The organism is Natrialba magadii ATCC 43099 (assembly GCF_000025625.1).
In the GTDB taxonomy this organism is placed as follows: Archaea; Halobacteriota; Halobacteria; order Halobacteriales; family Natrialbaceae; genus Natrialba; species Natrialba magadii.
In genome coordinates this window covers 3,551,591-3,576,866 of the sequence record NC_013922.1, presented here as the reverse complement: position 1 = coordinate 3,576,866, position 25,276 = coordinate 3,551,591, and the positions used below count along the sequence as shown (strand labels likewise).

The following is a 25,276-nucleotide window of genomic DNA, read 5'->3' as shown; positions in this document are numbered from 1 at the left end:
TTTGTAAGCGACCCGCTTCCGTACTCGAGTACCTCGCCTCACTGCGATCCGATTTCACCGAGGTGGGCCAGCGTCGTGGCTTCGCTGTGGATCGTCGGCAATTGCCGAGAACCGCACGACGGCCGCCGGTACCGCGACGGCTACCGAATCCGAACAGTCGGTTACGCGACTAGTAACAATGTCCGAACCAGTCGAGTGGTGGATAGCTAACGCATACATGAAAGAGATTCTGGACACGCAGCCGTTCGCGACCGTCGGGCGGGGAACGAGAGCAGTGGCTCGGCTCCCGACTGATCTGGTCGGTATCGCTGGCGTTGCCGTCGTTTCGGTACTCCTCCTGTTGATCGTCGACGTGTCGTCACCCGTCCTCCGCGCCGCCGTCGGTTTGCCGCTGTTGTTCGTCGCACCTGGCTACGCTCTCGTCTCCGTGCTGTTCCCACGGGAGAGCCCGCCCTCGAGAACGACCGCAACGCCGCTGTTCGGACAGACACTCACCGTGAGTAGTGTCGAACGCGCCGCGCTCGCGTTCGGTTTGAGCGTCGCTCTCCTCCCGCTGTTCGGGATCGGCATCGCACTCACTCCCTACTCGTTCTCTTCGGCGGCCGTCGTCGGCCTCATCTGCGCTTTCGTGCTCGTCTGTGCCTTCCTCGCTGGTCTTCGACGCGTTCGTGTTCCCGAAGAGAACCGCTATGAGTTCAGTTTCAGACGTGCGTACGACACCATTCACGCGGCACTGTTCGGCACCGGCTCGACAGTTCACACCGCGATCAACCTCCTGCTCGTCGCGAGCATGCTCATCGCCCTCTCGAGCGTTGGCTACGCGCTCGTCTCGCCGCAAGACGGCGAACAGTACACCGACCTCCAGCTGCTCACTGAGGATGACGACGGCGAACTGGTCGCTGCCGATTACGAGACGACGACCGCTCCGAACGAGTCCGTCTCGCTGACGATCGGCCTCGAGAATCAGGAACAATCCGAGCAGGACTACACCGCCGTCGTGCAGGAGCAGTGGATCGGCGACGGCGAAGTCTTAGATCGGATCGAACACGACCGACTCGAGTACACGCTCGCGGACGGCGAGTCGACCCACGATGGGGTGTCGATGACGCCGGAGGCAGAGAGTGGGACGGTTCGAATGGCGGTGTTGCTGTACGATGAGCCGGTGCCGGAGACGCCGACGATCGAGAACGCGGATCGGGCGACGTATCTGTGGGTGACTGTCGGCGATGGTGGCGGTGAGATAGCTGGTGGTGCAGACGCAGACGACGCAGATGCGGACGATGACGATGATGACTCAGCGGAGGAGGCTGATGAGGACGATGACGATGATGAAGATGAGGACGAAGACGACGACGAGGATGAGGACGACGATGAAGATGAGGACGAAGACGACGACGATGACGATGACTAACCACCCCAGCTAACGCTCTTTCTCTCCTCACTCTCTCCTCACTCTCTCCTCACTCGAGATCCTATCCGTTTCGAACCGAATCGGAGAGTGCTCGCACGCGGTCGTACTCGGGCCAGGTTTCGAATGCAGTCATGCTATTAGTGGTCTTGGAGTGGCTGTTCTCGCCGGGGTGAGAATCGGAGCGTCAGGACGGTACTCAAACGACTCGTCTCTGGTGGTGCCTGAGATGTGGTTGATGAAACAGGGGTGAGACAACCTGCTGACCAGCGAGTACTCTCACTCGCGGCTCAGCGGGACGACGTCGAACGCGATCGCGGCGAGCACGACGCCGAACAGGCCGATCCCGACACCGAGTGCACCGCTCGCCGTCGAGTCGGCAGTGACGAGTCCACGAGTGCCGACACCGATGAAGAGTAACGAGAACCCGAGGAGAGCCACGGTTCCGATCGTGTCGTACAGCGCATCTCTGGTTCCCTCCCTGACTTCGGTTGCGGTATCGTGCTGGGGATCGGCGGCCGAGTCGCTAGTCGGGTTCCCCCCGTCGGTCAGCAGTCGTGCGTTCGCCGTCGATGATTCGGACGAATCGAGCGGATCAGACGAGCCGGACGAATCGAACGGGTCAGACGAACTGGTCAAATCAACCGAGTCGGGAGAGCTGCTGGAGACCATTACCGTTGCCAGTTCGTATCGCTCCGTCTTAAAATCTGGTCGTCTCTTCGCGATGCTCGACTGTGTTCCGACGTCCAACTCCGACTCGTGGTACTGACAGACTTACCGGTCGCAATCGGTGAATAACAAGGATAGCTACGGGATAACGTCGCGCCAGCCCCGAATGTCTCCTCAGTCAGCCGTCACCGAAGAACCGTTCCGAAAGCTCGCCCTCGCAGTTGGCTTCCTCGCAGTCGCTGTTAGCGCGTTTCTCGCCCACGGTGCGCCCGCCACCGGGTACGAGCTCTCGATATACACGATGACCCCTGGTCGTGTCTGGGCCGGACTCCTCGTCGCCATGGCAATCGCCCTCGCCATCGCGTTTATCCCACCGTCGTGGGTCGGTGGTGGAAAGAGGACAGGAACGGGTTCAGCTAGTCAGACCGACGCGCGGCTGTTCACCAGCCGACCGCTCGCGCTCGTCCTCGGCGGCCTCACGATGGTCGTCTTCGCTGCCCTGCCGCTGATTCGCGGCTACCGATTCTTCGGGAACCACGACGCACTCACCCACCTCGGCTGGGCGCGGGCCCTGGCTGAGGGAACGATCGTTCCGTTCGATCTGTACTACCCCGGCATCCACACCATGACCGCGATGCTCAACGCCGCGGTCGGCATCCCACTCGAGCAGTCGCTGTTGTTGGCCATCCTCGCGACGATGATCGTCTTCTGGGTTTTCATCCCGCTTTGCGTCGGGGTGATCGTCTCGGATCGCCGTGCGGTCGTGATCGCCGCGTTCTCGTCGTTCCTCCTCCTGCCGATCACGACGATTTCGATGTACATGACGGCACACGCGATGTCCCAGGCCGTGCTGTTCTCGGCACTGTTGTTCTTCCTCTTCGCGAAATACCTCCGTGCCGATCGTTCACTCGCGACGGTCTCCGCCGTCGGTGGCGCCTTCGCGCTCGTGTCCGTCGCGACGGTCGTCTACCATCCACAGCTGATCGCACACCTGATCGTCGTCTTCCTCGGCATCTCGCTGGTACAGTTCCTCGCGCGCCGGATCGCCTCGCAGGGGCGAATCGCGAGCCAGACGCCGATGTACGGCCAGGCGTTGTTCCTGGTCGTGCTCTTTCTTGGCTGGACCTCGAATCACGGCTTCTTCAGCGGGATGATCGATTACTTCCTGAGCGCTGCCATTGATTTCGTCTTCGGTGACGGTGGCGGAGCCGGTGATACAGTCGCGATGCAGGGAGCCTCGCTCGGCGCGCTCGGGAGCGGCCTCGGCGAGATTTTCCTTAAACTGTTCACCGTCCACCTCCTCTTTACGCTGCTCGCCGCGGGGCTCATCCTGGCCGCTCTCGGCGCGCGCAATTCCGAGTGGCTCGCCCGCGTTCGACCGGAGACGCTGTACTTCGCCGTCGCACTCGTCGGACTGGGGCCGCTGTTCGGTATCTACTTCCTCGCACCGGGCTCGACGATGTACTTCCGTGTCTTCGGGCTGATGATGGTCTTCGTGACGCTGCTCGGTGCGCTCGCAATCTACGGACTATCCGGCTCCAGCCGTCTCTCTGGTGGTTGGCGTGAGTCACGATTCGTCCCCGCTGGTCAGCCACTGCTCGCCGTCGGCTTCGCGCTCCTCCTGTTGCTGTCGCTCGTGGCGGTCTTCCCCTCGCCGTACACCTACAACCCGTCACCCCACGTCAGCGACCAACAGATGAGCGGCTACGAGACCGCTTTCGACATGCAAGACGACGAGGTCGAGATCGTCGGCCTGCGAAACGGACCGAACCGGTTCGATGACGCGATTCACGGCAACGAAGAACGAATGCGGCTCCACTTCGACGTCCCCGAGTCGGCGTTTGGTTCCGGGCTCGTCGACGAGTACGACGACGACCGCTATCTCGTGGTGAGTCAGTACGACTACGACCGCGAGGTGTACGCCTACGGCGAACTTCGCCACAGTGACGGCGACTTCAACGCGCTCGAGAACGAACCCGGTGTGAACCGAATTCACACGAACGGCGAGTTCGACCGGTACTACATCGATGCCAGCATGGGTGACGCCTGATTCCGGTGGCCATCGTTCACCTCTTCGTTGACACTGGCTGAGGGTGTGACTGCTGGTCGTCTTCTCCCTCTACTGATTCTCGATTTCATTGTCCTCGCCCCCGTTTTCGTGCACTCTCCCCTATTGCCAGCTCCGGAGAACTGGCCGATCCGTTCGATCCACAGATTCCGAACGCAACGATCGGATTACGCGCCTGTTCGTTCGCTCTTGTTCCCGTCCGTGGCTTCTTTCCCTCCGCTTCTCGTCGGTGATCGCTCGCGGCGTCCGTAATCGCTCGCGGTCCCCTCAGCGCAGCGCTCGCGCGCAGTTGGTCACCACTCACAGCTCGTGGGGCCGCGTGACGATTACCCGCCCATACCCCCGCACAACCACCAGCTACCATCGTTTCACCACGTCGAAGGGAGCCGTTGCCGACGTGTGATCAGCCCCAGTAGCAGACGCCATCGGCCGAGTCTCCACGCCAAACCGGTAACAGATCTATAACAATAGCACTCTGTGTTCGTCTTTCGAAGGAGAATGACAGTCAAAACGGCAGTAGTCGGTGCCGGCACAGTCTCGGAGGTTCATCTCTCGGGAATCGACAAGAACCCGCGGACGGAACTCGTCGGCATCTGCGACCTCGACATCGACCGGGCGCGCGAGGCGGCCTCCCGGTACGATATCACGGCCTACGGCGATATCGACGACCTCCTCGAACAGGAGTCACTCGACTGGCTCCACATCTGTACGTCAGTCCAGAGCCATCTCCCGCTGGCCAAGCGCGCGATCGACGCCGGCGTCCCGTTGCTGATCGAGAAGCCGGTCACCGAAACCGTCGCGGAACTCGAGGAGCTCGAAGCCTACGCGGACGAGCACGACGTCCCGGTCTCCCCGGTCCACCAGCACAACTTCGATCCGGTGATGCGCACCGCTCGCCGAATGATCCACTCCGGCGAACTCGGCGAGATTCGTGGCGTCGACCTGATCTACACAGGTCTCTCGACTCCAGACGAGGCGAACCGTGGCACCTGGGTCTTCGACCTCCCCGGCGGCGAGTTCGAGGAGGGACTCCCCCACCCGATCTACTCCGCGCTCAGAGTCGGCGGCTTCCCCGAAAGCGAGGAGTCCATCTCGAGTATCACTCGGCTCGTCGGCGACTACGACGACGAGTTCGCCTACGACTCCGCCCAGTTGCAGTACGTTACCGAAGACGACGTGCTCTGCAGCCTGAAGATGCTCTCGAGTTCGAAGCCACGCCACGAAATCTACGTCCACGGCACCGAGAAGTCGATCCAACTCGATATGGTCCTCCAGACGATCCAGACTGTCGACGAGGAGTATCACCTTTCCTCACTCAAGAAGGGCAAGCAGGCGATCTCCCGCTCGGCTGGCTACCTCTCCGGGCTGCTCTCGAACGCCAAACTCGTCGCTGACGGCCAACTCAACGACGACTGGGAGACGGCAATCAAGATGAACGCCCACTACGCGCAGTTCGACCGAACCGCTCGCGCCATCGAGGCCGACGCCGAGATGCCGGTCTCACTCGAGTCCTCGAAGTGGACGATCCGACTGATCGAGGCGCTCCGGGACTCGAGTACCACCACTGTCGACGCACCGGCGACAATCTAAGACGGCGCAGTTTGGTTCGTTCTGAATGAAACAACAGATTATTCGCGGCTTCAGGGCGACGCTCGTCGCCGAAATCGTCCGGACGATTGCGAAGGGCGTGCTCATGGTGTCGCTCGCGAGCCTGTTTCTGACACCCGACGAGTACGGCCTGCTCTTTCTGGCTATTTCGGTCTTCAGCGCCTCGCTGCTGTTCAGTCGCCTCGGCATCCCTCGGTCGACGGCGCGCTATCTCGCGGAGTTTCGGGAGACGGATCCCGGGCAAGTTCCCTACATCATCCGAGATTCGCTCACATTCCTGACTGCGGTGATGTTGACCGTCTCGATCCTGATCGCGGTGTTCCATCAGCAACTGGCGACACTGTTCGGCGAGAGCGACCTGGCACCGCTGCTGGCGCTCGGGGTCGTCTACATCAGTTGCTGGACGATCAACTCCTACGTCCACACGATCTTTCAGGGATTCAACCGCATCCCCTGGAGTGCGCGCGTAACGATTCTCACGAACGTCACGACCCTGGTTGCGGTCCTCGTGTTCCTCGTCGCCGGCTTCGGCGTCATCGGCGCGCTCACCGGCTACGTCCTCGGCTACGTGCTCGGTGCCGTCTACGGCCTCTATTTGCTGTCTCAGTTGCTCGGCGAATTCGACGCCGCCGACGAACGCGAGCCCGGCCTGCGACGACGGTTACTCGAGTACAGCCTGCCACTGACCGTTTCGGACGGTGCGAACGTGGTCTACAAGCAGGTGGATACGCTGCTCATCGGTTTCTTCCTCACGCCGGCAGCGGTCGGCTACTACGTGCTCGCGAAGCAGATTTCGGACTTCGTCATCGCGCCGGCGAGCTCGCTCGGGTTCACCGTCTCGCCCTCCTACGGCGAGTACAAGGCTAACGGGGAACTCGAGAAGGCAGCTGACATCTACGAGACGACGTTCAAGCACAGCGTACTGTTCTACATCCCTGCTGCGGCGGGGCTGATCGTCGTCGCCGAGCCGCTGGTGCAGTACGTCTTCGGGCCGGAGTACCTGGAGGCCGTACTTGTTATCCAGATCTTCGCGTTCTTCATCGTCTTCCAGGCGATCGACAAGATCACGAACGATGCGCTCGACTATCTCGGCCGTGCGAAACACCGTGCGATCTCGAAGGGTGTGACCGGTGGGTTCAACTTCGGGCTGAACCTGCTGTTGATCCCGACCATCGGCATCGCCGGCGCGGCGATTTCGACGGTCGTCAGCTACGGGATCATGATCGCGGTGAACATCTACCTCATTCGATCCGAACTCCCGGTATCGCTGCCGTACCTCGGAAAGTCCGTGGTCGCGGTTTCAGGAATTGCACTCTGCATGGCCGCCGTCGTCGTGGTGGCGCTGCCATTGGTCTCGAATCTGGTGTCGCTGCTCGCGCTCGTCGCGGTTGGCGTCCTCGTCTGGGCGACAATTTCGGTGACGAGTGGGATGCTCGACGTGCAGAACGTGCTCTCGTAAGTCACCGCAGTTCGTTCTTTCCCTCATCCTCGTCCTTATCCTCATCCTCATCCTCATCCTCGTCTTTCTCGTCCGTGCCCTTTCCCTCGTTTTCATCCTCGACCTTCCCCTCGTTCTCATCCTCGACCTTCCCCTCGTTCTCGCGATTCTCCCGTCCCCGTTCAGTGCTTCCGTCCAGTTTGCCGCGATGAGACGGGACAGCGGTGTGTCGCCGCGGATCAGCCGGGCACCGCACCACGTGAGCCAAACGGGCTGGCTCCATCTCGCTGACCGCCGAGTGCGCGTGGGGGTACTCGAGTGTCGTTCACCCAGCCACGAGCCGAACTCGTCTAGAAGTAGTTTCCGCTGGAAATCAGCGTGCATAACGTGGCGAGTGACAGATCTATTCAGAACCTATACTATCTCGATTCCGTGAATGCGTTCGATTTCGAAGGAGAAGGGCGGACTGAGAACCGATCCCCTGATGGCCGGGTAGACTGCAACTGAATGTCTATATGTTTTCTATAAAAACTAGTGAATAGACACTCATAGGATTCTATATATTATATCACGAGAAATTGACTGTATTGTCTGTCTAAATTAGGATAAACGGAAAGTTTATGATCCTGACTTCAAAATCCCTGACTGTATGGCACGCGATACGGTATTGGAAGGCGACGGATCTAGCGATCAAAAACCAGCAGACGGCGTTTCAGCCGGTAATGACAGCCTACTTGGTCGGCGAAGCTACATCGGCCTCGTCGGCTCGGCGGCAGCAGCTGTCGCGATGTCCGGGGTCGGTGCGGCCTCCGAGGATTACGACGTGATCGAAGTTGGCGCAGGCCAGACCGAGACGGTCCATCTGAGCGACGGCGAGACCTTCTCGAACGTCCTGATCGACATCACGGCATCGAACGCGAAGTTCCACATTCGTGCGCTCGCGGACAACTGGGAGATTCGCAACGTCGGTTTCCGCGGCAACTGGGATAGCACGGACAAGGAAGACGCGATTATCTGCCAGGTGAACAGCCCGAACGCGAGTGGACTGATCGAGAACGTCTACTTCATGGGTAGCGAGAACGACAACACCTATCCCGGGATCACCGGCATCAACGTGGCCAACGGCCACGCCGGCGATCTCGAAATTCGGAACGTCAACATTCAGAACTGCCCGGACAACTCGATCTACGCCAGCAACCCTGGTGACTCCTCGCGACACCCAAGCGGTGCAGGCGGTGGCGGCCCGGTCGTGATCAAAGATTCCTACGCGCGAAACTCCCGTGCGGCCGGCTTCCGCGTGGGTACCGACGGATCGATCGTCGAGAACTGCGTCGTGGTCGACTGTGACAAGGGCTTCTGGGGTTACTACGAGCACACGGCAGTCAAAGACTGCGATATCTCCGGCTCGGCACACGCAGACGTCCGATGCGGTGCACCGGACTGGGTGAAGGGCCAGAACGCCGAAGTGACGGTTACAAACACCCGCTACGGAACTGACGACAATCGCGGCGCTGCGATTCACGGTTCGTCATCCGGAACACCACAGCGGACTGAACCGAGCGAGGTTGAGGGCGTTCCGCTGAGCGCAGAAGAGGCCGCATCCGGCTCGTCAGGGTCAGGACGGCCAGGTGATGGCAGCGACGAGGACGACGCGGACGACGAGGACGACGCGGAAAATGAGGAACCGGCTGACGGTCACCTCCTCTCGTTCGTCACCGAACCCGACGCACGATACGCTGGCTACGAGTTCACCGCCGACGGACCGGTTGGGTTCGCAGAAGCTCCCGACCCAACGCCGTCTGGCGGACGCATCGAAGGTGGGACGTACACCTCCGAGGACTTCGTCGAAGAGACCGACGACGGCTGGCACGCCGGCGGTGTGACCGGCGGCGGTCACGGTGACGCGTTCCGGGTCGATGGAACCATTACGTCGATCGAGATCGGCCAGCCCGACGTGATGTGGGTCGAACTCGACGGCGAGCGTCTCGATCCGGACGAAATCATCGAACAGACCGGCGGCGAGCCGGACGATGACGATACGGACGAGGGTGACGACAGTGACGAGTCTGACGAACCAGACGAGCCATCGGACGACCGCACAAACGTCATCGTCATCGACGCCTGTGGCACCAGCGGCGAGACCACGTTCTCGTTCGACGTTACTGGCGACGTCCGGCACACGCCGTACCTGGGCTCCCAGAACGGTTCGATCTCAGGTTCGACCGTCTCCGGAACGATCGCCAACGCCTGTGACGCCTACGAGTTCAGCGGCGACATCGAGAACTTCCGGCTCGCAGGCAACGCGAACGTCTCCGTCGAGTACGACGCGCTGTAGCGATACCGCCGTCGAACTGGGCAATCGGTCACAGTCATCCCGACTGCAGCTGTCGGGACCGACCTACCCACCGTTGGGGACGTGACCACGTCGATGCACGTTACTTGACCGACTCCTTCTCTTTGTAGTACTGATACGCGTTCCGCAGGTCGCGAACGAACGGCCGCGGATCGTCCAGGCTCGCGTAATCGAACCGCGTCTCACGGCCGATCGACGACAGAATCTCCGAGAGCGACCCCGTGAACGAGGGCTTCTCCGCCAGCTCCACGTCGTCGAACAGAATCGAGTACAGATAGAGCAGTTCCCCGCGAAGCAGGTGGCCGGCGATGTCCGCCTGGTAACTGTGCTCGATCGCCTCGCGTTCCCCGTTCGCGAGCTGCCAGTAGTAGTACGGGAAGTCCGCGCCTGCCTGCACCGAAAACGGCAACGAGGACCAGAACCGCGGATTGATCTCCATCAGCTTGAACTCGCCGTCCTCGTCGCGCAGGAACTCGACCATCGCCAGTCCGTGCCAGTCGAGGTGTCCGAGTAGGTCTCGGCCGGCCTCCTCGAGTGCCGGGATGCGAACGGACTCCCGGTAGGAACTCGCGCCGCCGGCGTAGCTGTAGCCGCGAATCTGGCGGTGCTGGAACGTAGCGACCGGTTCGCCGTGGTCGTAGAGCGCGAAGAAGCCGTACTCGTCGGTGACTGGGACGTACTCCTGGAGCAGCGGCTGGTGGCCCATCTCCCGCGTGAGCGCGTCGATATCCGGTTCCGCACCGGGGCGGAGATACTCCGTCTTCGGCGGATCGACGTACTGCCCAAGGTCGTAGTCGTCGATGTATTCGTCGGCGAGCACCGCATATCGAGCCTTGACGATCCACTCCTGACTCCACGGTCGGTCGGCGTCCGAACCGAAATCAGGGTCGGACTCGAGTACCCCTGTCTCTGGAACACCTACGCCGGCCTCCTCGGCGGCGTCGAAGAGACGGATGCGGTCCTGCGCGCTGGCGAGGGTGTCCATGTTGGGCCAGGGAGTGGCGACGTGGTCGGCGAACTCGGCTCTGTACTTCGCGAGGACGTAGACGTCGACATCCCGAACGGGGATTATCGTCTGGACGTCGGAACGAGTTGCGACGGCGAGCAGCGCGTCCTTGTATGCGACCAGATCCTCGTGGGGGTCAGGAACGGGAACGGCCTCGTCGCAGTACTTCGAGCGCAGCGCCGGCGCGGTTTCGTCCTCTGCAACGACGATGGTCCGGATACCGCGCCGGCCGAGGGTTCGAAGGCAGGCGACGCTGCTCGGGGCGGTGATCGCCGGAACGACGACGGAGTGGGTCCACGGCTCATCGCTCATCCTGGTCACCTGCTCGGTGTAGTCGGTCTCGGTCTCGGTCTCGTCCTCGGCCTCGGCTTCGACCTCGCCACCCTCGCGCCACACCAATTGCAGTCCATCGTCGGCTGCTGGTACTCGAGTTCCATCGCGTGAGCAAGGTGTTTTGTCGGTGTCTATCTCTGCGTCGGTGTCTGTGTGTTTGCGTCTGCGGGTGCGTTCGCGTGTGAGGGCGTGTTTTCTTGCCGGGATGAGTGTGAGCGAGAGTATAAGTGTCGCCGTGAGTGGTTGTGTGACTGTCGTTGTGTCCGTCGATACCGGTGAGCGCCTGCACCGCCACGGAGAGATCGATCACCGCTGAAAGCGTCCGCTGTCCCGCGCCGAAGAGAGCCATGCGTCAGACCACAGAATCCCGAACGTTAGTTAAGAGCAGTGTACGCCAGCGAACGCCAAGGTGATGCGGTGTCAGCGACATCGAGACGTTCTCAGTTCGCCGATCCACGACTGAACACACTCGGTGCGCAATGAGCGTGATGTCACGTCTGATCGGGATGTGACTGGTTACCGATGACGCGTAGGTGGTTCTTACCGCTCACGTCACCGGCACACGACTACTCTGTGGTCGTTCTCACAGCGCCAAACTGGACATCCGCCAGACATATACGAGAGACACGTGACAACGCAGCTATGGTCTCCCTGCTATCTCCACCTGCGACTGTCGCCGAGCAACGCCGAAGCGGTCGCCTGCTGATCGGATCTGGGATCGCACTCGCGCTCGCGTTCACCGGATACAACGTCTACAGCGGCGACCCCTGGACGCTACTTGCTGGTGTGTACGTCGTGACGGGAGTGATGATCGGATACGGATTGCTGACGATCGAGGAGGCTGGATACAGCTCCGATGCCGACATCGAGCGAAAACAGCGCCGATACTACCGGGCGGGCTACTACGCCTTCATCAGTATGCTACTCGTGGCCGCAATCGACGGCCTGTTCGCAGTCCTCGCTGCGACTGATCCCTGGGCGTACCTCTGGGTCGGATTACTCGTGTATTTTGGTTCCCTCGTAATCGTTGGTCGTAGCCAGAAGTCGGAGTCGCCAGCACCGCAGGAAGGACAGGACGGACAGGGCGGATAGGACGGATAGGACGGATAGAACGGAATCCAGTAACAGCAGTACCACCCACCACTTCGCTACGCCCACTTACTTCAGCGAGCCAGCGACCCGCTCGTATGCCGACTTCGCGAGCGTCATCTCGAGTCCGGCCGACTCCACGGTGTAGTAGGGTCGAAGCTCGCCGTTGAACTTCCCCTTGTACTCACAGAGGCGCTCCGTATTCGCGCCGACCAGATCGTAGCCCGTGATGGACTCGAGTGCCGGCTCCGTGACGATATCCTCCAGGATCACCCGGTGGAGGCAGTTGTTGACGCTCACGTGGTCGTAAGAGGCGGTGACGCCGCCCTGCCAGTAGTACGCCAGATCGTTCGAGAACAGCGTGATGATACCGCTCTTGTACTCGCCGTCGGGCGTTCGCGCCACGTACACCCGCCAGCGGTCGTCGTCCAGACTCGAGAGGAGGTCCCGCAGGAACGGGCGAGACATCGGCGCGGTGTCGTCGTACTCCTCGTACTGCGTGACCACGTCGTCGTAGACCCGCAGCGCGGCGTCGATCCCTTCGGTCTCGATCGAGAGGTCGAGGTCGTCGTACCGGCGCATCTCGTTTCGCAGGCTCTTGCTGAAGCCCGCCATCGCGTCCTCGACGTCCGCGCAGTTCTCGAGATCGACCACGTAGGTGAACGACGGCTCGGCCGCGAGGTCGTTCCAGACGTAGGGTCGCGGATCGGTGTACTCGAGTGGGCAGGTCATTCGAAACAGCGTCGAGCGTCGGTCGGTCTCGAGGTCCTCGAGGACGCCCTCGGCGAGGGCGGCGTTGATGCGCTCCCACTTGCGTTGCTTGGGGCTGTTGGGGTTGATGATCGGGCCGAGTCGCGGGACGCCGAGTCCCGGCGGCGGCGAGAAGATCGTTCGTCCGACCGGCTTGTCATCGACGAAGACGGGGAGCAGGCCGACGACCTGCTGGCCTTTGAACGCGCCGTACAGCCGCAACTCGCTGTCTGCGTGGGCGTCGAGGACGGCGAGCGCGTCGGGGTCGTGAAAGACGTCGAAGCCGCGGGCGGGGAGGGCGTCGTCCCACGCCGCGAGGTCGAGTCGTTCGATGTCCATGTAGGTCAGCGTGTGATGACTGACGGTTTTGTTACAACGTCGTTACCCTGGCGTAGCGGGTCCGATCCTGACTGGTTGGGCGATGGACTAGCGACTCGAACTCGAGTGGTGCTGTGCCCCGGCCATCGAAGCCAGGATTCGTGCCCAATCCGAACCAGCCTGCGACATGGAGAACGAGTCGCGGACCTCGGTCGCCGCGCTCGCGTGCGAACGGCGCAGTTCGTCCTTCTCCAGGAGGCGTTCCATCGCCGCGGCGATCGTCTCTGGCTGGCGATCCGGGACGATGATCCCGTTCTCGCCGTCCGTGACGGCGTCCGGAATCGAGCCGACGCGAGGCACGATCGGTGCAAGTCCGGTCGCCATCGCCTCGAGCAAGACGAGCGGGAGCGCGTCGCGCTCGGAGGTGAGCACGAACGCCTGCGAGCGGCGGTAGTAGTCGATCGGGTCGTCGACCCAGCCCGCGAGTTCGATCGTGTCCTCGAGTCCGCGCGCCCGGATGTGTGCTGCGACCTCGTCGTGGAGTGCACCGTCGCCGACCATGACCGCGGTGTTGTTATCGTGCCCGCGGGACTCGAGTGCGTTCATCGCCGCGACGAATTGGTGGGGATCCTTTTCGGGGCCGAAGCGGCCGACCCAGACGAAGTCGTAGTCGGTGGAGTTGTCGTTGGGGTCAGAGCCAGAATCGTTCTCCACAGTATCGGCCGCTTCAGGCCTGTAAGTCTCGACGTCGATCGGATTCGTCAGCCGAACGATTCGCTCGGCGGGGACGCCACAGCGCTCGAGTCGGGCCGCGTGGTCTGTGCCAGGAACTGACACGATATCAAAGCGTCTGAACAGCCAGCGGACGAGCAGGCCGTACCGCTGGGTCGCGTGATGGTCGAGATCGATACCGATGATGCCGAGGTGGGCCGGCAGTCCAAAGATGGCCTTCAGCCCGAGTGCGTAGCAGCCGTAGGGGAATAGCGAGATGGAGGCAACCGCGTCGTACTCGTTCCGGCGGGCTTCGAGAAGCGCGACGGCAAAGAGCAAGACGACGCGCAGGAGCCGCGGCCCGACCTGGGGAACGGTGACGTTTCGGGCCGTGTCGACGCCCTCGACGGGTGCGAGCGAGACGAGCGTCGTCTCCCCGGCGACGTCCGCGAGTGGGCCGTAGTGGCGCTCGTTTTTGTGCGCGAGACCGGTGATGACGAGCACCCGCTGGGATTCGGCGACGCTGTGGACCTGGTTCGCGTCCGCCGCTGGACGTTCGTCTCCGTCTGCTGGTGGTTCTGCTCCCGTCGTTGCCTCTGTTCGGACACCATCGGCATCGGCATCGGCATCGGCATCGGCGACGTCGTCACCGTCCCGCGTTCGAAGACTCATGACTGGGAGTCGGTCTCATCGTCACAGTCGCTCGGAGTGTCGTTCGGTGGTCGCCCGCCGTCGGTCGTCGGCTGCGCCAGCGCCTGGGCCTCCGCCTCCGTCTCGGTCGTACTCGAGTCCATCGAGTTCACGACCGTACTTGTCCGCACGTCGGTGTCCGAATTCGATACCGCCAGCAGGAACTCCGACATCGCGTAGGACATCCAGCCCTGACACCAGCGCATTAGTGTCACGCGCTTCGTGTGATGGCGGTACTTCCGGTAGTAGTACCGTCCTTCCTCACCCTCGACCTGCAGGTTCGCGAGCACCCAGCGCAGGATTCGCTCCGCCAACTCGAGTTCACCTTCCTTCGTGAACACGAGAATCCCCTGCGTGCTCGCGTGAATATCGCGCGGGTAGGCGTGCTCCTCGTCGAAGTTCGGCGCGCCGTCGAGGTCGAACAGGTCCTCGCGGTAGAACTCGAGTGCGGTGTCGAGCGTGTCGGCGTAGCGGTCGCTCCCGAGTACGTCGCGGTAGTGCTGGAAGGCTTCGATGACGAAGCCGTTGTGATGGCTGTCCATCGAGAGGTGGGAGGCAGAGGCGGGGAGGCGGTAGGGCCAGCCGCCGATGTCGGTCTGGGCCGTGGCGATATGGTCGAGAATCTTCGTCGCGCGCTCGCGGTACTCCTCGTCGCCGAAGTAGTCGTAGAGGTCGACGAGCATGTGGGCCCCGATGGCGGCCGCGTTGACGGTGTAGGAGTCATCGGGGTGGTTCATGTGGTAGTCCACCTTTGCGCCGGTCTCGACCTCCCGGTAGTTCAGGTCCTCGACGAGGAAATCGGCAGCTGTACGGGCGAGTTCGGCGTACTCCTCGGCGTCGTCGTCGGTACGGGCGGCCTGGAGGAACGCTCGCACAGCGTAGGCAGTCGAGACGATGTCAGGATCGCTGGGCACGCCCTTGGTGTGGAGGTGCTGGATCGGGTGGCGGTGACCGCCGCAGAAACCGCTGTAGTCCGTGATCCGTTCGTCGACGAGCCAATCGACGAGCCGGTCGGCCTCGCCTTCAGGGTCGAACGGCAGGTCCGCCACGCCGCGGTCTGCGATGTCCTGGGCGGCCAACTGCTGGTAGTTCCGGTTGGCCATCGCGAACAGCGCCGCGCCCTTGTAGTTGCGCTTGCACTCGACGCGGAACAGCGGCCGCACGTCGACGGGCGTGCGTTTGACCGTCTCTTGGACGACGAGATTCAACACGCGATTCTCGACGGGGAGCGCCTGGAGGAGCTGACTGCTCAACCCGTCGCCGTAGTCCGGACCGATATAATCGTGTCGGCGCGCGTACGCGAGCGTCGCATCCAGTACGGGTTCGTACTGCTCGACGGTCTCCGTAGCCGTCACACCCATCTCGACTCGCCCGCCGGTCTCGGTCACGCCGCCAGTGTCGGGAAATCCTTGCGACTGCATCTACTCGAGGCACCCCATTGCGTCCCATTATTATACGCTCGCTACCCGTTGTGATGGCACTACAGCAAGCGGTTAGTCCGAACCAGTCGCACACGATGATGCTCGTCCGAACTGGTATGAGGGTGATAACAAACCTCGCTGGCGGAGCACCGACGCTCGGGAGACATCGCTTTCATGAAATTCCTGTTCTTCACGAACACGCCGGCACACGTCCATCTGTACAAACACGTCGTTCGCGACCTCGAGGACCGGGGCCACGACGTTCGGATCCTCGCTCGCGAGTACACCTGCACCGTCGAGCTACTCGAGTGGCACGACCTGCCCTACGACGTCTACGGTGCCTGCGGGACCACGAAGGGGTCACTCGTGAGCCGTCTGCCGGCCCACTACGTGCGGGCGATTCGGCTGGCACGACGGTTCGATCCTGATCTGATCTTCGGGATGGGTGGGTATGCGGCCCACACGGGTGCCATCCTGCGAACTCCGACGGTGTTGCTGATCGATTCTGAGCCGGCGGCGTTCGATCACGCGATTTCGACGCCGTTCGCCCGCACCGTTCTAACACCGAACACCTTCCGCAAGGATCTGGGCGAGCACCACTACGTTTTTGACGGGCTCAAGGAGTGTGCGTACCTCCATCCGGACGTGTACGAGCCGAATCCCGACGTTCGGGATGCACTCGATCTCGGGGCGGACGAGCCGTTTGCTATTCTTCGGCTCAACGCCTTCGGCTCCCAGCACGACGTCGGCAAGCAGGGAATTACGGGAACCGAGCGCCGGCGAATCATCGAGCAGTTGGCCGAGGAGGTGACCGTGCTCGTCTCGGACGAAGGTGACACCGCCAACCTCGAGGGACTGCCCGCCCGCTCGTTCGAGCTGCACCCGGCACTGCTTCACGACGCGCTTTCGGCGGCCGACCTGCTCGTCGCAGACACCCAGACGATGGTCACCGAGGCTGCGCTGCTCGGGACGCCCGCGATTCGCTCGAACTCCTTCGTCGGCGAAGACGACATGGGGAACTTCGTCGAACTCGAAAAGCGCGGGCTCATCCGAAACGTCGCATCGCCGGACGCGATCTGCGACGAGATCGAGACGCTGTTCAGTGGCGGCGCGACCGGCGATGTCGCGGATGGAGCCGACACGGCTGTCGACGACCTCTACCAACGCCGCCGCGACGAGTTCCTCGCCGACACGGTTTCTCTCTCAGATCTCCTCGTCGACGTGGCACTCGTCGACGGCTTCGTCGACGAACTCGAGTCGGTCCGGCAGCTCGGCCAACACGCTCGTCCGGAGCGATCGGAGTCGATGGGTGTGGGAAGCGACTGATCACAATCACAGTTCATCGGTGGGTAGCTGCGTCTTCTCAGATAAAGGATAAGATCCCTAGAACGGGTATATGGGGATTCCTGAGACGGCTGAATCTAGAATTTGCAAAGACTGCTGTTGAATTGGGTGAAGCAGGAGTATATGACGAACTTGCAGACGAGAATTATGGGTGTGCAGATTGTACTGCTGTTGGACCTCTCATAGGTACGATGGTTGACGACGTCGCCGCTGGCGTAATCTGTGCTACTGCAGGCTTTGCTTTATGGTGGGGAGCAATCGTCTGTACTGCCTTTGTAGGAGAAATATTTGAGTATGTAGATTCATTTGGAAATCTCGCAGAATGGATAATACACGAAGTCTGTGGTACAGATATGAGTGTTTGTTACTATTCAACCAGACATATAATTTAACGTCTCTTACTTTGGAAAATCACACGCGTTTTGAGAATTGTGTGATGAAAACGTTTAAATTTCCTACTAATTTCTCTATACTACAGTGTCTAATAAGAAGAAAGTCCTCTTTCTACTGATTCTTGTCACCAACATAGCGATTGTTGTCGGTACAATTACACTCAACTGGAACCCAGCAACTATCGCGATTCTTTTCGCAATAGAAACTTTCCTCGGAATCAGTCGAATTACAGTTGAAAGGCTATTCACTGCTAGGCCACCGGACAACACTATTAATCCCCCAACAGGTCTGTATGATTTTACTTTATGGTATGAGGGTTTACTAGATAAGCGAGGGTATTTTCAAATACACCCCAAGATACCAAACATATATCCCAAAAACATCCCCTATGTTCTAAGATTTTGGATTGCGTTTGTTGTAATTGGCGGAGCAGCCATACCAGTACTCTTCGGAGCCATTACAGGCCGTGTTGATAGTTCCTTTATACTGTTAATTCCTATTTTTATACTCAAGCATATATCGATCATTGCTATCTGGGAGGCTACCGGGATTTACAAACAGGCATCGGTAGTGACGGTTCGTCGACGCGAAATCATCTATTCAGGACTCGTCGGCTGCATTGCTATAGTATTCATCATTCCACAATCACCAGACACTGTCGCCGCTGCATTAATATTAGCCTTAGTCCCGAAGATCTTGTTTGATTTCCGGGAGGCTGGAATCGGACCGTGGCCGCTTACCTTTGACCCAACTAGCAATAATACGACAGAACACATACCCATGCCAGCTAATAAGCCGAACTACACTTTTGATACAGACAACAGAGCACTATGGAGTTGGGCTAGCCTTTATGTTAGTATATTATATATGCTCCAGATTGGTTCTTTTGTTTTCATGTGGTCTGTGTTAGCCATCATTCTCCTAACATCCTCTACTAGGATTCTCCATTCAAATAGCATACTCATTCTATTTCTTGCATCCTATCTTATTATACTACTTCTTAGTAATTATATTATATGGCTAGGAAATTCGAACATGGAATACCGAGTGTATGATGATATACTTATTGGGTATGACAACTACCTGAAGGAACCACAGTGGGTAATACACTCGGAAGAAATTACTACTATAGCGAAAGATAGTGGATTTATTGTCAAAATTCTCCCCTTTCTCAAGCCATCTGTTATAATTAGCCAATCCTCCAACGAAAATATTCGCATAAGATTCCTAAAGAATCCGGAAGAGTTTGTTGACACTCTAAATAAGATTGAACGGACTCATACTGAGAAGTTCCAGAAAATCAAATGATTGAGTTGTCTAAACTACTTATTGAAATTCACACCAATAAAATAATACTATCGGCGACACCAAAACGGCGATCAACAGTCGAAAACACGAGCTGACGCGAGCGATCAACCGCTTCGGTGCCGGCGGGACCAAGTCAGTGACAATCCCGGCGGCCGGCCTCGAACACCTAGAGATCGACCCCGCCAACGTGAGCGAGGAGCTCGAGTTCGATCTGTGGGTGTGTGTCGATCCCGACGTAGACGCGCCGTTGATCGAAGTGACGCCACACGTCTACAAAGAGAAACAGACGACCGTCGATTCGTTCATGGGTGAGTCCGAATGAGCAACGCACACGTCGGACCGATCGTCTTTGCCGACGCGACCGCTCGGGCACAGCTCGAGAACCACGGCGAGGTCGTCACCTTCCGCGCGTCCGAGCGCACGACCGGCGACACCTGGTGGCGAACATCTCGGACGGGGCCGAAAGAGGGTGATTGCCGGGTCGAGCATATCGACGCCGTCGATCCAACAGACACGGGGGCACTCGAGTCCTATCGAAAACTCTCTGGCTTCGCGAGCGTCGACGATTGGCAGGCTGCAATTCGAGAATTGAATGGTGAGATGGACACCGCCCACCTCTACCGGGTTGTCACGGACAGTACAAATGGAAGCGACTGAGCAACCGGAAACGGACAGTCAGCAACAGACGTCCGAAAATGAGTTCTGGCCCAGAAGCCACCGTCCTGGTAAAATCGAGTTTGTAGTCCCTACTCGCGATAGCGTACCGCGAGCAGGCCGATGAGCGCTGCGATCGCCACGAGCGAACCGAGACCACCGAAGCCGGGCATCGCCGACAGTCCTGATTCAGGCTCCGGTTGGGCCTGTGCAACCGTCAGCCCCTCGAGTGACTCGACCGACGCCGCGTACTCGTGGGACGATCCCGAGGAGCCCTGATACTCCGTCGTCGACTCGTTCCACGCCGACTCGTTCATTTCCTGCTCGTAGAGGGAGACGTCTTCTGGCGCAATACCGTGCTCCTCGAGTGCTGTCTCGTCCACGGTGAACGTCACCGTCGCCGAGACGTTCTCGAGTGCGGGTTCGCCGGCAACGGCCAGCGAACCGAGTCCGGGGACGTCGTCCGGAGTGTCTGGCAGGTCGTCGGGATGGTTGTTTTCGAACGTGACGGCCGTGTCGTCATCGAGGCCGCTCACGTACACGTCGTCGAATCGGACCTCGTCACCGGAGCCTGCCGTCGGTTGCAGGTGTATCTGGTCGTCGGGGTTTGCGTTTTCGATGGCGGCTGCAACACCTGCATCGGCGTCGCCGCCGTCTGGACCGCTCCCACTACCGAGAAGCTCGTACGAAACTGACGGGCCATCACACGTTCCGGTACGGATCGTTACCGGCTCGTCGAGCGATGGAATATCTGTTCGGTCCGGGTTGTCCGCATCGCCGGAGAGGATCTCCCAGTCGTCGATTTCGCCGTCGTCGTGGTAGTCGGGATCGTAGAGGTCGTCGTTGTCGTAGTGCTCTGCATCCTCGTTGAACATCGGATGGATCGTCGCCGCGAACGCGTCGTTGAGCCCGCCGTTGATCGCACCGCCGTCGGTGCGCTCCTCGGCCCAGATCCACGATGCGCCGAGCCAGCCGTCGCCGCTGTACCACTCAGCCATGTTTGTCTCGCCCGTGTAGTTGTCGTTCTGGACGACCCACTCGGACTCCGCCGGGAGACCGACGATGTCGAACGTCGCCACGCCGCCAGAGGAGTTCCCATCGACTCGGTCGTGAACCGTCACGAGACTCACCCCATCGGTTCCTTCGTGGAGGAACAGGATGCTCGTGTCGTCCTCCTGCAGGTGCTCAGTGCCGTAGGAGCTATACATCCGGTCGACTCCCTCTGGGTGCGTCTCGTGGTTACGGTAGTCGTAGAAGGACTCGACCGTGCCGCCACTCGAGAGCGGCTCGATCTGCTGGCAGAAGCCGTCCTGTTCGATGACGTAGCTGTCAGCTGGCGGCGCGTTTGTCGCCGAGGCGTTCGGTGACGGCGTCGACGCCGAGTCACCGACCTGTGCGACGCCGCCGAAACTACTCAGGACGAGCAAGGCGACGACCGCGAGGACTGCTGCTGGACGACTGCTCATAACTGCGACTCACCTCCGCTGGTGCTCGCCGAGCGAAGCTGTGGCGTGGCTTCCTCGCGCCGGTCACCACGGTCACGACGCGACTGCTCCTGGTCGGGCTGGGTCGGTATCGACACCGGATCCGCCTCCGAGTCGGTTCCGATCGAGACGGGGTGCTGATCCACCGTCTCGGCGTCAATTGTTTCATATAACTCGCCTGGTGAGCCGACCCACGCACCTAACTCGAGTGCCCGCTCGACGAGCCACTGGTAGAGCGCGCGGTGGCCGGGGAACTCCCGCTCGTTAAAGTAGCGCGGGTGCCAGAGAACGGTCATCACGGCGTCGTTCCGGGCGGCGTCGACCAGCAACCGCTCGCAGGTTCGGCGCGCGGCGTCCGGGTTGGTCGCGGGATCCGGCAGCGCCTGGTCCATGATCGTCAGCGGGAAGACGACGAACTCGTCACCGAACGGGCGGATCGGGTGGTAGCCGTCGTGGAACCCACAGTCGGTCGTCGAACCGAGACTGGTGTCGTAGCTGAGCCCGATTTCGCGGTAGTGTTCCCACGTCTCGGGCACCGAGAGGCGAAGATGGTGTTGACGGCCGCCGGATAGCTGCTCGCCGAGGACGTTCTCGAGTGCGACCTTTTCGGTTCGCAGTCGGTCGCGGTCGTGCTGGGTGTGGTACGAACCGTGGAGGCCGACCTCCCAGCCGCCTGTCGACAGGTCGCGGATGGTAGCGGCGATGTCGTCGCTGTCGATTTCGTACCGACCAAGATGCTGTACCCAGTTCGCCGGCGAGAGCCATTCACGCGGCGGTCGATCCCTGAAAAGGTGCTGTTCGTTCAGGAAGTAGAACGCCGATCGGACGCCGAGGTCGTCCTCGAGTTCCATGATCTCGGCGAACTGCCAGTAGGGGTTCGACCGGTCGAGCGCCGTCCGGAGGTGATAGCCTGGGCGCTCCTGTGTCGCGTAGTACAGCGACCGAAAGCCCTTGTACGGACGGTCGACGTCGTGAGTCAGACAGAGGGCGAATTCGGCATCGTCAGGGAGGGCTGTGATTCGCGCCGGTTGGGCGCTGGTGTGATCGGCGTTCATGCGTTCACCTGCCGGAGGGGGCGGCGTTCGTGAGTGGTGTCGATTCTCGGCGTCGCAACTGTGACTGACCCCGTTGCGAGTCCTGACTCGTCACGCCCGCGTCGATCTAGTTGGGCTGTGGTTCTACCGCCGATCTCGACCGTAATATCCCGGTTACAGGGGATACTGCGCCGATTCGACGGACCACGGCCATGGGTGCGGTCACGGTCACGCTCGTACTCACTCGAGAATCTATGACACCTCGTCGTCTCGCTCATTATAGCTACACACTCACTGGAACCGATACGATAGTAAATGACAACATTATCGTACGATGAACTGTGTGATTGTCCCGAACAATCGGTACGGGACTCATACCGGTGCCAGCGCTGACCCCAGTGTCGCGCTACCGGCCACTCGAGAGGACCCGAAGACAGCCCCGGAGGAACTCACGGAGGACTGGCGCGCCGTCGTAGAGCCAGAGGAGGGCTGCAAACGCTGCAATGGAGAGCTGAAACCACATATACGCCGAGAGATCGCCAGCGAGCAACTCCTGCTGGTAGTGCCCGAAGAGACGGGTAAACTCGCCGAAAAAGTCGGTGTGTTCGCCGATCGACTCGACTGGATGGACGGGCCAGAGCACGATATCGTACCGGAGTTCGCCGCCGCGAACGTAGGTGTCGAGGATGTCACTCGGTAGGTGCAGCAGGTAGCCGAGGCCGAAGGCGAGCCCTGCGCGTGGACGGCCGACTGAGCGAGCGAGTACGCCGACGACGATTGCAAGAGGCACTGCGAAGAAGACCGAGTGTCCGAGTGCGTATCCCGACTCGAAGACGTCGAACTGCCAGGCCAGCGGTTTGTCGATGAGATCCGGCAGTACGGACGCGAAGACGACGGCAAAGGCCTCGAGCCCGTTTGGTGCGTCGCGGTAGACGAGGTGGCTAAACAGCGAGTAGACGACGTAGCCGACGATTGCGTGTTCCCATGGCCACATTGGTGTAGGCCAGCCACGTCGGCTGATTAGTTATGCAGGAGATAACCTGCCGCGGCGGCGGTCCAGTATCACGATTACCGAATCGGTTTGGTCGGCCGGACACCTCACCCTGTGACCTCAACGAATACGGTCGTTGGGCCGAAATGGACGAGCGAGCATGCCACGCGAGTTCACCGTTTCAGTTACGGACGGCTCATCGTCAGTCGCTGAACTGGAGTCCAATACCAAATCGGAGTCCAGTGCCCAACCGGAATCCGTCGCCGCCGTCCACCACGAAGCGCCCTCCGACGACTGGCTCGTCTTCTGTCACGGGCTCCGAAGTGACAAATCAGGCAGCTACAAACGGCGCTGCCAGCGGGCCGTCGACGAGGGATACAACGCCGTCCGGTTCGACTGTCGCGGCTGTGGTGCGTCCGACCGTGACTTCGTTGATCACTCACTCAGTACGCGCCTCGCCGATCTGCAGGCAGTGCTCGACAGCGTCCTCCAGGACGACCACAGCAACTGCAGCTCACTCACTCTCTTCGGCTCCAGCTTCGGCGGCGCCGTCGCGCTCCACACCGCCGCCACCGACGACCGCATCGACGCTGTCGCAACCCGCGCGCCCGTCACCGATATCTCGGCCTTCGACCGCTACCGAACGCAGGTCGAACGCGAGGGGGTACTCGAGTTCGACACCGGTGAGCGACTCGACGAGCGATTCTTCGACGACCTGGATTGCTATCGCTATCCGTTCGCGGACGTGGCAGCGACGCTCGACGTACCGGTCGCCATCTTTCACGGCGCGGCCGACGATTCGGTGCCCGTTTCGGACAGCCTCGACGCGGCGGGGGTACTCGAGACGGACGTGTTCGTGCAGGTGTTCGAGGGAGAGGGACACATTTTCTCGCGCGAGGCGGAAGCGCGGTTGCGTAGGCTGTTGTTCGCGTGGCTGGCTGAGACGGAGTTATAGCACGAGTGCGACCGTCGGGCGTCTATTCGGCTCTCGAGCAGTGATTGGCCACGCTGACACCGGATTGTGGGGGTCTTTTCTCGGTCAGAAAAACCGGACCGTTTTTCATAGCGATGCCGAAACGAACAGCTACCAGTGAGTGAGGATAGCGATCCCAATACCGATCTCTCGACCGTTCTCTCCGTGCTCGACGACGAGTACGCGCGAGAGATCCTCACGCACACGAGCGTCGAACCCATGTCTGCTAGTACACTGAGTGACCGGTGTGACGCGTCCCTGCCGACGATCTACCGTCGCCTCGATCGGCTCGAGGAGTGCCGACTCGTCACTGAAGAGACCGAACTCGCCCCGGACGGCAACCACTATAGCATCTACAGCGCGAATCTCGATCGACTAGAGCTCTCACTCGAGGACGGCTCGTTCGATCTGCAGGTGAACTACCACGAAGAGGACGTCGCCGACAAGTTCACCCGAATGTGGGAGGGGATGCGATGAGTGCCCAGCCTGTTCGCCTCGACGAGGCCACGATGTTCGAACTCCTCACAGTTGTGAGTCTCTTCCTCGTCGCGCTGTTCGGGACGGTAATCGCCTATCAGGCCTACCGTGGCTATCGCCGAAACGATGCGCGCTCGATGCTGTATCTCGCGGTTGGGCTGCTCTTGCTGACGCTGTGCCCGTTCGTGCTCAACGTCGTGCTCAATACGCTGGCGGCGACGGATCGGATCGTGACGGTGTTCGCCGAGAATCTGAGTCGACTGCTCGGACTGGTCGCGATTATGTATTCGCTGTACGGACAGCACTGAGGACGACTGGAGATGGGGTCGACTGGTACGGCTGAGGATGGGTTCAGCTGGTGTGGCTGAGGATGGGTTCAGCTGGTGTGGCTGAGGACGGGTCGGTTGATATGATCGGAGACTGGTTCGGCTGATGTGGCTGAGTGCAGGTTCAGTTGATGCGACCGAGGCAGGTTCCGCTGAGACGACCTGGAACACGTGGCGGATTCCCTTCTCGACTGACAGTGATCGTCCACTTCGACGGGACAGTCTGCTGTCGCAACTGCTCGTGTTCGTTCGGACTGTTCAGCAAAACGGACCGCAACTGTAGGGCCGAAGCGCTCGCCACGAAAGCGAGAGTGAGAGTGGAGTGGGGTTGACAGCGCGGGCACAGGCGCTGTCAGGGGAGAGGGCGGGTCGAACGGGTGACGAGTGCGGGTCGGGAGCCGCCCTCGCAGTGGGGGTGGGACCCGTTCGA

23 protein-coding genes are annotated in these 25,276 nt (G+C 60.6%); 14 read left to right on the top strand and 9 right to left on the bottom strand.

Annotated features, from left to right (window positions below; all coding sequences use genetic code 11):
• The first annotated feature begins 217 nt into the window (after positions 1 to 217).
• A complete protein-coding gene (locus NMAG_RS16650) occupies positions 218 to 1,411 on the top strand; it encodes a DUF1616 domain-containing protein (RefSeq protein ID WP_004267819.1) in 1,194 nt (397 codons plus the stop codon).
• Positions 1,412 to 1,687: 276 nt separating this feature from the next.
• Here NMAG_RS16650 and NMAG_RS16645 read toward each other — a convergent pair whose 3' ends face one another.
• Positions 1,688 to 2,080 (bottom strand): hypothetical protein, encoded by a 393-nt coding sequence (locus NMAG_RS16645; RefSeq protein WP_004267820.1) that lies wholly within the window; start codon positions 2,078 to 2,080, stop codon positions 1,688 to 1,690.
• Positions 2,081 to 2,243: 163 nt separating this feature from the next.
• On the opposite strand from NMAG_RS16645, the gene NMAG_RS16640 reads away from it, so the two are divergent.
• The 3 genes from NMAG_RS16640 to NMAG_RS16630 all read left to right on the top strand — a co-directional run bounded on the left by NMAG_RS16640 (position 2,244) and on the right by NMAG_RS16630 (position 7,212).
• Positions 2,244 to 4,127, top strand: coding sequence for a hypothetical protein (locus NMAG_RS16640; RefSeq protein WP_004267821.1), 1,884 nt, complete (start codon positions 2,244 to 2,246; stop codon positions 4,125 to 4,127).
• Between the two features lie 516 nt (positions 4,128 to 4,643).
• Complete coding sequence (locus NMAG_RS16635; protein WP_004267822.1) at positions 4,644 to 5,735, top strand: Gfo/Idh/MocA family protein; 1,092 nt, start codon at positions 4,644 to 4,646, stop codon at positions 5,733 to 5,735.
• 25 nt (positions 5,736 to 5,760) lie between these two features.
• A complete protein-coding gene (locus tag NMAG_RS16630) occupies positions 5,761 to 7,212 on the top strand; it encodes a flippase (RefSeq protein ID WP_004267823.1) in 1,452 nt (483 codons plus the stop codon).
• 1 nt (position 7,213) lies between these two features.
• Here NMAG_RS16630 and NMAG_RS16625 read toward each other — a convergent pair whose 3' ends face one another.
• Positions 7,214 to 7,474 (bottom strand): hypothetical protein, encoded by a 261-nt coding sequence (locus NMAG_RS16625; RefSeq protein WP_012996835.1) that lies wholly within the window; start codon positions 7,472 to 7,474, stop codon positions 7,214 to 7,216.
• Between the two features lie 366 nt (positions 7,475 to 7,840).
• On the opposite strand from NMAG_RS16625, the gene NMAG_RS16620 reads away from it, so the two are divergent.
• Positions 7,841 to 9,526 (top strand): hypothetical protein, encoded by a 1,686-nt coding sequence (locus tag NMAG_RS16620; protein ID WP_004267825.1) that lies wholly within the window; start codon positions 7,841 to 7,843, stop codon positions 9,524 to 9,526.
• Between the two features lie 100 nt (positions 9,527 to 9,626).
• Here the strand turns inward: NMAG_RS16620 and NMAG_RS16615 are convergent, their stop codons facing one another.
• Positions 9,627 to 10,862, bottom strand: coding sequence for a carboxylate--amine ligase (locus tag NMAG_RS16615; RefSeq protein WP_191219385.1), 1,236 nt, complete (start codon positions 10,860 to 10,862; stop codon positions 9,627 to 9,629).
• A 663-nt stretch (positions 10,863 to 11,525) separates the two neighbouring features.
• Here NMAG_RS16615 and NMAG_RS16610 point away from each other — a divergent pair.
• Positions 11,526 to 11,975: a DUF3784 domain-containing protein gene (locus NMAG_RS16610; RefSeq protein ID WP_004267827.1), complete on the top strand. Its 450-nt coding sequence runs from the start codon at positions 11,526 to 11,528 to the stop codon at positions 11,973 to 11,975.
• Between the two features lie 66 nt (positions 11,976 to 12,041).
• Here NMAG_RS16610 and NMAG_RS16605 read toward each other — a convergent pair whose 3' ends face one another.
• The 3 genes from NMAG_RS16605 to NMAG_RS16595 all read right to left on the bottom strand — a co-directional run bounded on the left by NMAG_RS16605 (position 12,042) and on the right by NMAG_RS16595 (position 15,862).
• Positions 12,042 to 13,061 carry a GNAT family N-acetyltransferase gene (locus NMAG_RS16605; protein ID WP_004267828.1) on the bottom strand — a complete coding sequence of 340 codons (1,020 nt, stop codon included), beginning with the start codon at positions 13,059 to 13,061 and terminating at the stop codon, positions 12,042 to 12,044.
• A gap of 87 nt (positions 13,062 to 13,148) precedes the next feature.
• On the bottom strand, positions 13,149 to 14,423 hold the full coding sequence (locus NMAG_RS16600; RefSeq protein WP_004267829.1) for a glycosyltransferase: 1,275 nt from the start codon (positions 14,421 to 14,423) through the stop codon (positions 13,149 to 13,151).
• On the bottom strand, positions 14,420 to 15,862 hold the full coding sequence (locus NMAG_RS16595) for a hypothetical protein (RefSeq protein ID WP_004267830.1): 1,443 nt from the start codon (positions 15,860 to 15,862) through the stop codon (positions 14,420 to 14,422). Before NMAG_RS16595 ends, NMAG_RS16600 begins: the two co-directional genes overlap by 4 nt.
• A 174-nt stretch (positions 15,863 to 16,036) precedes the next feature.
• Here NMAG_RS16595 and NMAG_RS16590 point away from each other — a divergent pair, with 174 nt between their 5' ends.
• From NMAG_RS16590 to NMAG_RS16575, 5 genes are all read left to right on the top strand, one after another.
• A complete protein-coding gene (locus NMAG_RS16590) occupies positions 16,037 to 17,188 on the top strand; it encodes a DUF354 domain-containing protein (protein WP_004267831.1) in 1,152 nt (383 codons plus the stop codon).
• 209 nt (positions 17,189 to 17,397) lie between these two features.
• Positions 17,398 to 17,598, top strand: coding sequence for a hypothetical protein (locus NMAG_RS21755; protein WP_148221922.1), 201 nt, complete (start codon positions 17,398 to 17,400; stop codon positions 17,596 to 17,598).
• Between the two features lie 85 nt (positions 17,599 to 17,683).
• Positions 17,684 to 18,907: a hypothetical protein gene (locus NMAG_RS16585; RefSeq protein WP_012996834.1), complete on the top strand. Its 1,224-nt coding sequence runs from the start codon at positions 17,684 to 17,686 to the stop codon at positions 18,905 to 18,907.
• Between the two features lie 136 nt (positions 18,908 to 19,043).
• Positions 19,044 to 19,229 (top strand): hypothetical protein, encoded by a 186-nt coding sequence (locus NMAG_RS16580; protein WP_004267833.1) that lies wholly within the window; start codon positions 19,044 to 19,046, stop codon positions 19,227 to 19,229.
• On the top strand, positions 19,226 to 19,564 hold the full coding sequence (locus NMAG_RS16575; RefSeq protein WP_004267834.1) for a hypothetical protein: 339 nt from the start codon (positions 19,226 to 19,228) through the stop codon (positions 19,562 to 19,564). The genes NMAG_RS16580 and NMAG_RS16575 overlap by 4 nt, the downstream gene beginning before the upstream one ends.
• An 89-nt stretch (positions 19,565 to 19,653) precedes the next feature.
• Here the strand turns inward: NMAG_RS16575 and NMAG_RS16570 are convergent, their stop codons facing one another.
• The 3 genes from NMAG_RS16570 to NMAG_RS16560 form a co-directional block, all read right to left on the bottom strand.
• Positions 19,654 to 21,027, bottom strand: a complete 1,374-nt coding sequence (locus tag NMAG_RS16570; RefSeq protein WP_004267835.1) for a hypothetical protein — start codon at positions 21,025 to 21,027, stop codon at positions 19,654 to 19,656.
• The gene (locus tag NMAG_RS16565; protein ID WP_004267836.1) at positions 21,024 to 22,100 is read right to left on the bottom strand and encodes a polysaccharide deacetylase family protein; all 1,077 of its coding nucleotides are present in this window, start codon (positions 22,098 to 22,100) and stop codon (positions 21,024 to 21,026) included. Before NMAG_RS16565 ends, NMAG_RS16570 begins: the two co-directional genes overlap by 4 nt.
• Before the next feature lie 385 nt (positions 22,101 to 22,485).
• Positions 22,486 to 23,073: a metal-dependent hydrolase gene (locus NMAG_RS16560; protein WP_004267837.1), complete on the bottom strand. Its 588-nt coding sequence runs from the start codon at positions 23,071 to 23,073 to the stop codon at positions 22,486 to 22,488.
• A 157-nt stretch (positions 23,074 to 23,230) separates the two neighbouring features.
• Between NMAG_RS16560 and NMAG_RS16555 the strand changes: the two genes are divergently transcribed.
• The 3 genes from NMAG_RS16555 (at position 23,231) to NMAG_RS16545 (ending at position 24,828) form a co-directional block, all read left to right on the top strand.
• Positions 23,231 to 24,025, top strand: a complete 795-nt coding sequence (locus NMAG_RS16555; RefSeq protein WP_004267838.1) for an alpha/beta hydrolase family protein — start codon at positions 23,231 to 23,233, stop codon at positions 24,023 to 24,025.
• 135 nt (positions 24,026 to 24,160) lie between these two features.
• Positions 24,161 to 24,520, top strand: coding sequence for an ArsR/SmtB family transcription factor (locus NMAG_RS16550; RefSeq protein WP_004267839.1), 360 nt, complete (start codon positions 24,161 to 24,163; stop codon positions 24,518 to 24,520).
• The gene (locus NMAG_RS16545; RefSeq protein ID WP_004267840.1) at positions 24,517 to 24,828 is read left to right on the top strand and encodes a DUF7521 family protein; all 312 of its coding nucleotides are present in this window, start codon (positions 24,517 to 24,519) and stop codon (positions 24,826 to 24,828) included. Before NMAG_RS16550 ends, NMAG_RS16545 begins: the two co-directional genes overlap by 4 nt.
• The last annotated feature ends 448 nt before the right edge of the window (positions 24,829 to 25,276 follow it).

Excerpts from the sequence above, each read along its gene's own strand:
- NMAG_RS16575 (WP_004267834.1), top strand. The coding sequence starts at position 19,226 with ATGAGCAACGCACACGTCGGACCGATCGTCTTTGCCGACGCGACCGCT.
- NMAG_RS16555 (WP_004267838.1), top strand. The coding sequence starts at position 23,231 with ATGCCACGCGAGTTCACCGTTTCAGTTACGGACGGCTCATCGTCAGTC.
- NMAG_RS16620 (WP_004267825.1), top strand. The coding sequence starts at position 7,841 with ATGGCACGCGATACGGTATTGGAAGGCGACGGATCTAGCGATCAAAAA.
- NMAG_RS16630 (WP_004267823.1), top strand. The coding sequence starts at position 5,761 with ATGAAACAACAGATTATTCGCGGCTTCAGGGCGACGCTCGTCGCCGAA.
- NMAG_RS16600 (WP_004267829.1), bottom strand. The coding sequence starts at position 14,423 with ATGAGTCTTCGAACGCGGGACGGTGACGACGTCGCCGATGCCGATGCC.
- NMAG_RS16640 (WP_004267821.1), top strand. The coding sequence starts at position 2,244 with ATGTCTCCTCAGTCAGCCGTCACCGAAGAACCGTTCCGAAAGCTCGCC.
- NMAG_RS16565 (WP_004267836.1), bottom strand. The coding sequence starts at position 22,100 with ATGAACGCCGATCACACCAGCGCCCAACCGGCGCGAATCACAGCCCTC.
- NMAG_RS16610 (WP_004267827.1), top strand. The coding sequence starts at position 11,526 with ATGGTCTCCCTGCTATCTCCACCTGCGACTGTCGCCGAGCAACGCCGA.
- NMAG_RS16545 (WP_004267840.1), top strand. The coding sequence starts at position 24,517 with ATGAGTGCCCAGCCTGTTCGCCTCGACGAGGCCACGATGTTCGAACTC.
- NMAG_RS16560 (WP_004267837.1), bottom strand. The coding sequence starts at position 23,073 with ATGTGGCCATGGGAACACGCAATCGTCGGCTACGTCGTCTACTCGCTG.
- NMAG_RS16605 (WP_004267828.1), bottom strand. The coding sequence starts at position 13,061 with ATGGACATCGAACGACTCGACCTCGCGGCGTGGGACGACGCCCTCCCC.
- NMAG_RS16615 (WP_191219385.1), bottom strand. The coding sequence starts at position 10,862 with ATGAGCGATGAGCCGTGGACCCACTCCGTCGTCGTTCCGGCGATCACC.
- NMAG_RS16635 (WP_004267822.1), top strand. The coding sequence starts at position 4,644 with ATGACAGTCAAAACGGCAGTAGTCGGTGCCGGCACAGTCTCGGAGGTT.
- NMAG_RS16645 (WP_004267820.1), bottom strand. The coding sequence starts at position 2,080 with ATGGTCTCCAGCAGCTCTCCCGACTCGGTTGATTTGACCAGTTCGTCT.
- NMAG_RS16570 (WP_004267835.1), bottom strand. The coding sequence starts at position 21,027 with ATGAGCAGTCGTCCAGCAGCAGTCCTCGCGGTCGTCGCCTTGCTCGTC.
- NMAG_RS16595 (WP_004267830.1), bottom strand. The coding sequence starts at position 15,862 with ATGCAGTCGCAAGGATTTCCCGACACTGGCGGCGTGACCGAGACCGGC.
- NMAG_RS16650 (WP_004267819.1), top strand. The coding sequence starts at position 218 with ATGAAAGAGATTCTGGACACGCAGCCGTTCGCGACCGTCGGGCGGGGA.
- NMAG_RS16590 (WP_004267831.1), top strand. The coding sequence starts at position 16,037 with ATGAAATTCCTGTTCTTCACGAACACGCCGGCACACGTCCATCTGTAC.
- NMAG_RS21755 (WP_148221922.1), top strand. The coding sequence starts at position 17,398 with ATGGTTGACGACGTCGCCGCTGGCGTAATCTGTGCTACTGCAGGCTTT.
- NMAG_RS16625 (WP_012996835.1), bottom strand. The coding sequence starts at position 7,474 with ATGGAGCCAGCCCGTTTGGCTCACGTGGTGCGGTGCCCGGCTGATCCG.